General features: G+C 52.2%; 6 protein-coding genes and 2 pseudogenes. 3 read left to right on the top strand and 5 right to left on the bottom strand.

Going from position 1 to position 9,810, the window contains the following annotated elements; translation table 11 throughout:
* Positions 1-145 precede the first annotated feature (145 nt).
* Entirely contained in the window at positions 146-1,099 is a 954-nt protein-coding gene (locus tag CRG49_RS05715; protein ID WP_095502510.1) for a bile acid:sodium symporter family protein, read from the top strand.
* A gap of 194 nt (positions 1,100-1,293) precedes the next feature.
* Here the strand turns inward: CRG49_RS05715 and CRG49_RS05720 are convergent, their stop codons facing one another.
* From CRG49_RS05720 to trpB, 4 genes are all read right to left on the bottom strand, one after another.
* On the bottom strand, positions 1,294-2,568 hold the full coding sequence (locus CRG49_RS05720; protein ID WP_095502511.1) for an O-acetylhomoserine aminocarboxypropyltransferase/cysteine synthase family protein: 1,275 nt from the start codon (positions 2,566-2,568) through the stop codon (positions 1,294-1,296).
* A gap of 91 nt (positions 2,569-2,659) precedes the next feature.
* Positions 2,660-3,466, bottom strand: a complete 807-nt coding sequence (locus tag CRG49_RS05725; protein ID WP_095502512.1) for a hypothetical protein — start codon at positions 3,464-3,466, stop codon at positions 2,660-2,662.
* A gap of 70 nt (positions 3,467-3,536) precedes the next feature.
* Positions 3,537-4,265, bottom strand: coding sequence for a dienelactone hydrolase family protein (locus CRG49_RS05730; protein ID WP_095502513.1), 729 nt, complete (start codon positions 4,263-4,265; stop codon positions 3,537-3,539).
* A 91-nt stretch (positions 4,266-4,356) separates the two neighbouring features.
* Entirely contained in the window at positions 4,357-5,562 is a 1,206-nt protein-coding gene (trpB, locus tag CRG49_RS05735; protein WP_095502514.1) for a tryptophan synthase subunit beta, read from the bottom strand.
* A 238-nt stretch (positions 5,563-5,800) separates the two neighbouring features.
* Here trpB and aldA point away from each other — a divergent pair, with 238 nt between their 5' ends.
* Positions 5,801-7,243: an aldehyde dehydrogenase gene (aldA, locus tag CRG49_RS05740; RefSeq protein ID WP_095502515.1), complete on the top strand. Its 1,443-nt coding sequence runs from the start codon at positions 5,801-5,803 to the stop codon at positions 7,241-7,243.
* Positions 7,244-7,313: 70 nt separating this feature from the next.
* Here the strand turns inward: aldA and CRG49_RS05745 are convergent.
* Positions 7,314-9,481, bottom strand: a pseudogene (locus CRG49_RS05745) (TonB-dependent siderophore receptor).
* A gap of 191 nt (positions 9,482-9,672) precedes the next feature.
* On the opposite strand from CRG49_RS05745, the pseudogene CRG49_RS05750 reads away from it, so the two are divergent.
* Positions 9,673-9,810, top strand: a pseudogene (locus tag CRG49_RS05750) (IS1595 family transposase); the annotation flags it as partial.

Here is a 9,810-nt window from a genome sequence, read left to right on the forward strand (position 1 = left end):
TTGATGAAATATTATGGTAACAAACAGTAGATTATGCGCACTTATTCGATAAATTGCCGCAGATTTTGGCCGTAACGTATTTGCTAAACACAGTAAAAATCTGTTAAAAAACGCCTTACCGATTTTTCTCTATAAGGATAACCAAATGTCGATTTTTGCTGCCATCAGCCACCAACTGACGCGATTTACTGCACCGGTGATTATTTTGGCTTCCATCATCGCCTTTATCGAACCGGCTACCTTCGCTTGGGTAAAAGGCGACACGCAGATTTTGGTGTTGGGCATCATCATGCTTGGCATGGGCATGACTTTGGGCAAGGCCGACTACCGCATTTTGGCGCAACGCCCGTTTGATATTTTTGTCGGCTCGATTGCACAATACACCATTATGCCGCTGGTGGCGCTGGCGATTGCCAAAGCCTTCAACCTGTCGCCCGGCCTGACTTTGGGCTTGGTCTTGGTTGGCACCTGCCCCGGCGGCGTGTCTTCCAACATCATGGCGTTTTTGGCCAAAGGTGACGTGGCGTTTTCTGTCGGCATGACCACGGTTTCGACTGTGTTGGCGCCGGTGATGACGCCTTTATGGATGATGTATTTGGTCGGCCAAACCGTCGAGATGGACGGCTGGGCGATGTTTAAATTCATGCTGCTGGTGACGCTGCTGCCGGTGGTGATCGGCTCGGTGTGTAATATGTTGTTTGAACGCCAAGCCTGGTTTGCCGAAGTGCGCGCGATTATGCCCGGCGTGGCGGTGTTGGCGTTTGCCTGCATTGTTGGCGGCGTGGCCGCGGTACATGGCCACCGCTTTATGGAATCGGCGTTTGTGATGGTGTTGGCGATTGCTGCGCACAATATTGTCGGCTATGTCTTGGGCTTTTACTCGGGCGCATTGTTCGGCATGAACACGGCGAAAAAGCGCACGCTGGCCATTGAAGTGGGCGTACAAAATGCCGGTTTAGCCACGGGCTTGAGCGCGAAATTCTTCCCAACCAACGCCGAATCCGCCGTCGCTACTGCCGTCGCCTGCGTGTGGCACTCGGTATCCGGCACAGTATTGGGCAACCTGTTTGCGTGGTGGGATAAGCGTAAAGCGCAATAGTAGGATATTAAATAAGCGATAGAAAGGCCGTCTGAAAGTTATGCTTTCAGACGGCCTTTTGATTTGGTAGGGTGGGTGTCAACCCACCTTTTTCCATTCCCTCTTTCAACCATTGCGGATTAAACATCATGGTGGGTTCACACCCACCCTACCCGTAATGGCTTTTCAGACGGCCTAACTATTTATTCAACGCATTACTTCGCCGCTTCCAACGCTTGCGACAAATCAGCCAACAAGTCATCGATATGCTCAATGCCCACGCTCAGGCGTACCATGTCGGCGCCAACTCCAGCGGCGGCAAGCTCTTCGTCGTTTAACTGGCGGTGGGTGGTGCTGGCCGGATGGGTGGCGAGTGATTTGGCGTCGCCGATGTTCACCAAGCGCAAGAAGAGTTGCAGCGCGTCGATGAATTTGGCACCGGCTTCGCGGCCGCCTTTGATGCCGAAGCTGAGCAAACCTGAAGCTTTACCGCCGTAGTCGCGGTCGATTAAGGCTTTATACGGGCTGTCGGCCAGCGCAGGATAGTTCACCCACGCCACTTGCGGATGATTTTGCAGGAATTCGGCCACTTTCACGGCGTTTTCACAATGGCGTTCCATACGCAGGGCGAGCGTTTCCAAGCCTTGCAGCAGTAAAAACGCGCTTTGCGGCGACAAAGCGGCACCGGTGTTGCGCAGCGGCACCACGCGGGCGCGGGCGATGTAGGCTGCGGCGCCGAAGTGTTCGGTGTAGTTCACGCCGTGGTAAGACGGGTCGGGTTGGTTGAAAATTTTGTCGAAACGCGGATTGCCGGCCCATTGGAATTGGCCACCGTCGATAATCGCGCCGCCGATGGTGGTGCCGTGGCCGCCGATGTATTTGGTCAGCGATTGCACCACGATATCGGCACCGTGTTCAATCGGGCGGAACAAAGCCGGAGACGGCACGGTATTGTCCACCATCAGCGGCAAACCTTGTGCGTGGGCGGCTTCGGCAAAGGCTTTAATGTCCACCACGTTAATCGCCGGATTGCCGATGGATTCGCAATACACCAGCTTGGTGCGCTCATCGGCCAGCGCGGCGATTTGCTCGGGCTTGTCGGCATCGATAAAGCGCACTTCAATGCCTTGGCGCGGCAGACTGTGGGCGAAGAAATTGTAGGTGCCACCGTAGAGTGTTTTGGTGGTGATGATGTTGTCGCCCGCTTCCACTAAGGTTTGCACGGCATAGGTAATCGCCGCCATGCCGCTGGCCACGGCCAATGCAGCGATGCCGCCTTCGAGCTTGGCCACACGCTCTTCCAACACGGCGGTGGTCGGGTTCATGATGCGGGTGTAGATGTTGCCCGGCACGGCCAAATTGAACAAATCGGCGCCGTGTTGGGTGTCGTCAAAGGTGTACGACGTGGTTTGGTAAATCGGCACGGCAGCAGCTTTGGTGGTCGGGTCGGAATGATAGCCTGCGTGCAGGGCGATGGTTTCTCGTTTCATGTTTTTCCTTTTTATTGAACTAGCATGGTTGCATGAATCTTTTTTTCAGACGGCCTGAGAATTTATTAGGCCGTCTGAAAGATATTCTCTATCAATATTCTTTGTCGCGCAAAGAATAGTTTTTCGGCTGGAGATATTGATTTTTCTTGGCATTAAACGGCAAAACATAAGCCTGATTGCGGTAGGTTTTGCGGCCTTCATAGCCGGATAATGTCAGCTGTAGCGGATAAAAGCCGTTGGTTGCGGGCAAATCGCGGCGGATTTTGATTTTGCTCTCAAGATCGCTCAATTTGGCGCGGCATTCACGCATGGCTTTGGCGCCTTCCTCACGATACATTTCACAATTATCGCCATACGCACCCAAATTGTTGTAGCTGGCGGTTAGCCAGCTTTCGCTGATGCGCTTGCCGTTGTGGGCATAAACGACATAAGCGCTGCCGGCATGACCTTGGTGCATATCGCTATGCTCGGTTAAAAAGCCCCAACGGCCGGGGCCGAATTCGTGAAATGTCCACAAATCAGCGGAAGGTGCGTTGCCAAACGAGCCCACCGAAGCTTTGGGCTTGGCGGCCACCAATTCCCAATCGTTGCCCGATAAAAATTTCAGCACAAACATACCGGCCAACCCTAACTCGACATGGCTGCCGTCGGGTTTGCCGGTGGCAAAATTGAAGCGGTCGCCGGCAAACAGCAAATACATCAGCCGGCCGGAAGCCGTATCGCGCACTTCGGTTTTCACCTGCTTCATGCAGTAAAAAGCGTCATCTTTCTGCGCCACAAAACAGCTTTGCGCCCGATAAACTTTCGGATAAAAGCGATGCACGATTTCTACCGGTGTTTGCGCCCAAGCAGGCGCACTTAAGGTCAGCGCAAGCGCTGCCCATGTGATTTTGTTCATTTTGTTCTCCCTTTTGATATAAGGCCGCCTGATTTCAGACGGCCTGTTGATATTATAAATCAATATTACTTTATAACACGCGTTTGAACAAATCCAGCATATTTTGCCATGATTGCTCAGCCGCTTCTTGCTGATAACCTAAATCCACGCCGTTGCGCTCGCCGTTGTGGGTGGCTTTCGGGTTGGTGAAGCCGTGTTTCGCATTGAGGAACACATCAATGTAGAAACGGGCTTCGGCGGCTTCCATTTCGGCGCGGAAGGCTTCAACATCTTCCATGGTCACCAAGGTATCCAGCTCACCGTGTTCAATCAGCAATTCGCCTTTAATCGCGCCTTTTTCCGCCGGTTTGGAAGGCGTGAGATTGCCATGGAAGCTCGCCACCGCTTTCAATGGCGCACCATTGCGGGCGGCTTCCAATACCACGCGGCCGCCGAAGCAGAAACCGATGGCCGCCAAGCGCTCGCCGTCGCTTTCGGCTTGTGCCACTAAGGCATCTAAAGCCAGCTGCGTGCGTTCGGCCAATAATTCGGGATTATTCACCAGCTTCATCATGTTTTCACCAGCCACGGCGGCATCTTCGGTGAGCATGGCATTGCCGTATAAGTCGGTGGCCAGTGCGGCATAACCTTGTTCGGCCAAACGCTCGGCGCTGTTTTTAGCGTGTTCGCTCAAGCCCCACCATTCGGGGGCGACCAACACGGCGGCGGCTTTTTCGCCTTGTGCCGGATAGGCGAAATGACTTTGCAGGGTAGTGCCGGTGCTGTCGGTGTAGCTGACGGTGCGTGTGAGAATGCTCATGATCTTTCCTTTCTCTGATGGTTAGACTTGGGGGGATTTGGGTGAGATGAGGCCGTCTGAAAACATACTTTCAGACGGCCTATTTTTATCATTAAACTTCGATTTTACTCAACACATAATCAATGTCTTTGTCACCGCGGCCGGACAAATTCACCAGCAGTCGCTTGCTGCTGTCGAGTTCGGCGGCGCGGCGCAAGGCGTAGGCGATGGCGTGGGACGACTCCAGCGCCGGAATAATGCCCTCTTCGCGCGACAGGGTTAAAAACGCATCCAAACATTCTTGGTCGGTGGCGCATTCGTAGCGGCCGCGGCCATTGTCTTTCAGCAGGCAGTGTTGCGGCCCCACGCCCGGATAATCCAAACCGGATGCGATGGAATGCACGGCAGCGGGTGTGCCGTCTTCTTCTTGCAAATAATAGCAGTTGAAACCTTGAATGTTGCCAAACGTGCCTTTGGCCATGGTTGCGGCGTGGCGGCCGGGTTTGTCCAAGCCTTCACCGGCCGGCTCGACACCGACCAAGTTGACTGATTCATCGTCGATAAAGGCGTTGAACAAGCCGATGGCATTTGAGCCACCACCCACGCAGGCCACCACTTCATCGGGCAAGCCGCCATATTGTTGAGCAAATTGTTCGCGCGCTTCGTGGCCGACAATCGATTGGAAATACGCCACCATTTCCGGATAAGGCGCAGGCCCTACCACCGAACCGATGGCAAACATAGCCGTATCCATTTGCGACAAATACGATTCAAATGCCGAATCCACCGCCTCTTTCAGCGTGCCCGCACCGGCAGACACCGGCACGATTTTCGCGCCCAAAATCTTCATACGCGATACATTGGGATGCTCTTTGGCAATATCGACCACGCCCATGTGGATTTCACATTCCAAGCCGACCAAGGCCGAAGCGGTTGCCAGCGCCACGCCGTGTTGCCCCGCGCCGGTTTCGGCAATGACTTTGGTTTTGCCCATTTTTTTCGCCAACAACGCTTCACCGATGCAGTGGTTGATTTTGTGTGCGCCGGTGTGGTTTAAATCTTCGCGTTTCAGGAAAATTTGTGCGCCGCGTTGCGACAGGCTTTTGGCATGGTAAATCGGGCTTGGGCGGCCGACATAAGTTGCCTGTAGGCGTTTCATTTCGTTGATGAAATCTTCATCGCCGATGATGTTGTGAAACGCGGTGTTTAATTCTTCTAAAGCCTTGGCCAATTCGGGATGGCCGATTTTTCCGCCGTGTTTGCCGAAATTGCCGTCTGAATCCGGCAGAATCATGGGATTTAACTGCTCTTTTGCCATGTTGTGACTGTCCTCTATTATTCGTTTCATTCTGGCCGTCTGAAAATGTGATGACGGCGAATCCGTTTCTATTATAAACGATTTACCTGCGATTTGTTTTCAGACGGCCTCATCAAATTATTTGTTTAAAATCAAAATATTAATACTTACAGACACGCCGCCATCATTTTTTACTTGTTTCAGACGGCATTATTTTCTACACTTTAATTACATCCAACTACAACCTCAGGAGAAACGCATGAAACAATTAGCGATGTACATCAACGGCCGCTTTGAAAACGATTTTCAAGGCCAATGGCGCGATGTGTTGAACCCATCGACCGAAGAAGTGATTGCCAAAGAGCCGAAAGGCAGCGCGACCGATGTGGATCGTGCGGTTGCGGCGGCGCGTTTGGCGCAAACCGAATGGGAACGCACACCGGCGGTTGAGCGTGGTGCGTATCTGCGCAAAATCGCCGACGGCATTCGTGCGCGCGCTGATGAGCTGACCGACACCATCGTGGCTGAAGGTGGTAAAACCAAAGACTTGGCACGCGTGGAAGTAATGTTCACCGCCGATTATCTGGATTATCAGGCCGAATGGGCGCGCCGCTATGAAGGCGAGATTATCCAAAGCGACCGTCCGCGCGAAAATATTTTGCTGTTTAAACGTCCGCTGGGTGTGATTGCCGGCATTTTGCCGTGGAATTTCCCGTTTTTCCTGATTGCCCGCAAAATGGGCCCGGCTTTGGTCACCGGTAACACCATCGTGATGAAACCAAGCAGCGTGACCCCGATTAACTGCCATATTTTCGCCGAAATCGTCGATTCAGTCGGCCTACCTGCCGGTGTATTCAACGTGGTGAACGGTGCAGGTGCCGAAATCGGTAATGCCTTGTCGGCGCATCCGCAAGTCGATATGGTGAGCCTGACCGGTTCGGTTGAAGCCGGCCGCCAAGTGATGGAAGCCGCATCGCAAAACATCACCAAAGTTTCGCTGGAATTAGGCGGCAAAGCACCTGCCATCGTGTTGAAAGATGCGGATTTAGATTTGGCAGTGAAATCGATTTTGGCCTCACGCGTGGGCAACACCGGCCAAATCTGCAACTGCGCCGAGCGCGTGTATGTGCACAACAGCGTGAAAGACGCGTTTACCGAAAAAATGATTGCCGCCATGCAGGGCGTGCGTTTCGGCAATCCGGCCGAAGCAGAAACCGGCGCGCTGGAAATGGGTCCGCTGATTGAAGAACGTGCGGTGAAATCGGTGGCCGAAAAAGTCGAACGTGCGGTTCAGCAAGGCGCAACTTTGGCCTGCGGCGGCAAACGTGCCGAAGGCAAGGGCTTTTTCTTCGAGCCGACGGTGTTGACCAATGTCGACAACAGCATGGACATCATGAAAGAAGAAACCTTCGGTCCAGTATTGCCGATTGCAACGTTTGAAACGCTGGACGAAGTCATCGGCCTGGCCAATGATTGCGAATTCGGCCTCACCAGCTCGGTGTACACCACCAATCTGAACGAAGCCTTCTACGTCACCCGCCGCCTGCAATTCGGTGAAACCTACATCAACCGCGAAAACTTCGAAGCCATGCAAGGCTTCCACGCCGGTTGGAAAAAATCGGGCATCGGCGGTGCCGACGGCAAACACGGTTTGGAAGAATACTTGCAAACCCAAGTGGTGTATCTGGAAACCGATATTTAAACCGTCTGAATTTATTGTTTAATCAAAAGGCCGTCTGAAATTTCAGACGGCCTTTGTTTATTTCAACACATTAAAAATCATAGCGCACATTCGCCATCACGCTGCGCTCCGCGCCCGGAATGTTAAACGTCGCGACCGTACCCACGCGGGTATAGTATTTGCGGTTGAAAATATTGTCGGCATTGACCTGAACCTTCAATTTAGGCGTCACTTGATACGCGGCCATCATGTCAAAGGTGGCATAGCCGCCGGTTTTCACGTTTTGGTTCGACTCAAACTTGCTCATCGCATTGACACCGCCGCCAACGGTAAATTTCGGCGTGAGTTTGTACGTTGTCCACAAATTCACCGTGTGTTTCGGCATAAACAGGAAGAACAAATCATCATTAGTAGATGCATAAGACGGCGTTTTGATTTTACTGTTTAAATAGCTGTAACCGGCGTGGATATTCCATTTCGGCGTAATCGCACCGCTGATTTCGGTTTCCACGCCCTGCATCACGCGCTTGGCCAGCGGCAAAGAATAGCTGTAACCGGCAACGCTGGCTGCTGCATTTTTATCCTGCAAACGATACAGCGATACACGCGTGTTTAAGCGGTCGTTCAGGTAGCTGCCTTTGTAGCCTACTTCCAATTGATTGCCTTCGCGCGGTTTCAGCGGTGTGCCGTCTTCACCGGTTTCCGATTGCGGGCGGAACAAGGTTGAGTAGCTGGCATACAGGCTGCCGGTGTCGGAGAAATCCCATACTGTGCCTAAGTAGCCGGTGAATTTGGTTTGACTGCCTTGGGAAGCTGAAGTTGATGTCGCCATTTGGCGGGTATTGCGGGAGAAGCTGCGGTTGTAACCTGAATTTTCCTGTTTGTAATGACCGACACGCCCGCCGGCAATCAGCGACCAATCGGTTATCGGGCGGAACACGACTTTGCCGTATGCGCCCAGTTCGCGGGTTTCGTTGTCTGAAATAATATGATTCAAATTGCCGTTGCTGCGTGCGGTCGCCAAAACATCTTCATAGGCAATAGACGACAGATCGCGGTAGTCGATGCCGCGGCGAAGCGGTGTGCCGTTGTGGTATTGGCCGCGCTCCGTTCTTGAATCGACGGTTTTGTAATCCATACCGACGACAAATTCATTGGCCGTCGCACCCAATGCAAACGGCTGGCTGTAGCTGGCATCAAAGGTAAACGCTTTTTGTTCGGCCTCCAAACCCAAACCGGTGGCATTAAACGTATTATTGGCAGGATTGACACCGCTCAGACCGAAGGCATAATTAGAATCCGATTTGCGGTCGGCATAACGCATGCCGATTTTGCCGTAGCCGCCGTTGTCGAAATAATGTTTCAAATCGGCAAACACATCATGGCTTTTCATGTTGAAATCGTTCCAATCCGCGCCGACAACACGTCATGCGTTACCGGCAGAGTGGTTTTGTCGGTATAGGTCGGCAGGCCGTTGTCGGGGGTGATTTGGCGCTGCTGATAAAGATAGCCCAAGCCAAACGTGGTGTTCGGGTTGATGTCCCAATCCAGCGCGGCGTAAACGGTTTCGTGATGGTTGTTGTCTTCTGCCGGTTTTGGTGAAGAGCCGAATGTTTGCGCCATGGCACGGCCGCGCACGCTGCCATCGGCGTTCAGACGGCCTGATACATCGCCTTCGAGTTTATATTGCTTTTTGGTGCCACCACCCGCACCAATATGGGCTTGGAAATCTTTGGTCGGACGCTTACGCACCAAGTTCACAATACCGCCCATTTCACCGCTGCTGTCGAACAAGCCGCTCGGGCCGCGCATCAGTTCCACGCGGTCGAAAGCAAACAGATTGGGCATGGTGCCGTAAATACTGGCCATCGGCGATGATAAACCGTCGACATTGTATTCGCTGTATTCATAACCACGCGCATACACGGAAGAGCGGCCATCGTCATTGGCCAACACGCGCATGCCCGGCGTTTGGCGCGCCAGTTGGTCGAAGGTATCGACATCGCGGTCTTTGATTTGCTGGTCGGTCAAAATGCTGATGGATTGCGGAATATCGCGCAAAGATGCTGGAATTTTGGTGCCGACGGTCACGGCCGATGAGCTGTATTCGTCGTCTTTTTCGGTTGCGATGGCATTATAAGAACGCTGGCCGGAAACATGCACGGTTTCCAAATCCACCGCTTGCTCGGTTTCGGCGGCAAAGGCAACAGATGATAATGCAGCCAACACGGCTGCAGCGGTTAAATTGTGGCGGAACATTTTTTCTCCCAAATATCAACTAATTTTAAATAAATGATAATAATTATATTCTACATTTACTCAATTTATCCTGACAACTGTTGACTGCGTGTTTACATCAAAAATGGCAAGGGGCTTAGGAAGCAAAATCATCAAAAAACCTGATAAGCTCCTAATATGAAACTAAAAATAAGTATCAAAAGTTCAGCAAAATTTCAGAGCAAAAGTTTAGAGAAATAATCCGCTGTTTTGCTCTTGATTTGACCGCTTCCGATACTGCTAAAATGACCGGCATTAGTGTACGCAGTATCAATCCTATTTTCCTGAAAATCAGACACAGGATTGCTGCT

Source organism: Neisseria sp. N95_16, assembly GCF_002551535.2.
Taxonomy (GTDB): Bacteria; Pseudomonadota; Gammaproteobacteria; order Burkholderiales; family Neisseriaceae; genus Neisseria; species Neisseria brasiliensis.

Excerpts from the sequence above, each read along its gene's own strand:
- trpB (WP_095502514.1), bottom strand. The coding sequence starts at position 5,562 with ATGGCAAAAGAGCAGTTAAATCCCATGATTCTGCCGGATTCAGACGGC.
- aldA (WP_095502515.1), top strand. The coding sequence starts at position 5,801 with ATGAAACAATTAGCGATGTACATCAACGGCCGCTTTGAAAACGATTTT.
- CRG49_RS05730 (WP_095502513.1), bottom strand. The coding sequence starts at position 4,265 with ATGAGCATTCTCACACGCACCGTCAGCTACACCGACAGCACCGGCACT.
- CRG49_RS05725 (WP_095502512.1), bottom strand. The coding sequence starts at position 3,466 with ATGAACAAAATCACATGGGCAGCGCTTGCGCTGACCTTAAGTGCGCCT.
- CRG49_RS05720 (WP_095502511.1), bottom strand. The coding sequence starts at position 2,568 with ATGAAACGAGAAACCATCGCCCTGCACGCAGGCTATCATTCCGACCCG.
- CRG49_RS05715 (WP_095502510.1), top strand. The coding sequence starts at position 146 with ATGTCGATTTTTGCTGCCATCAGCCACCAACTGACGCGATTTACTGCA.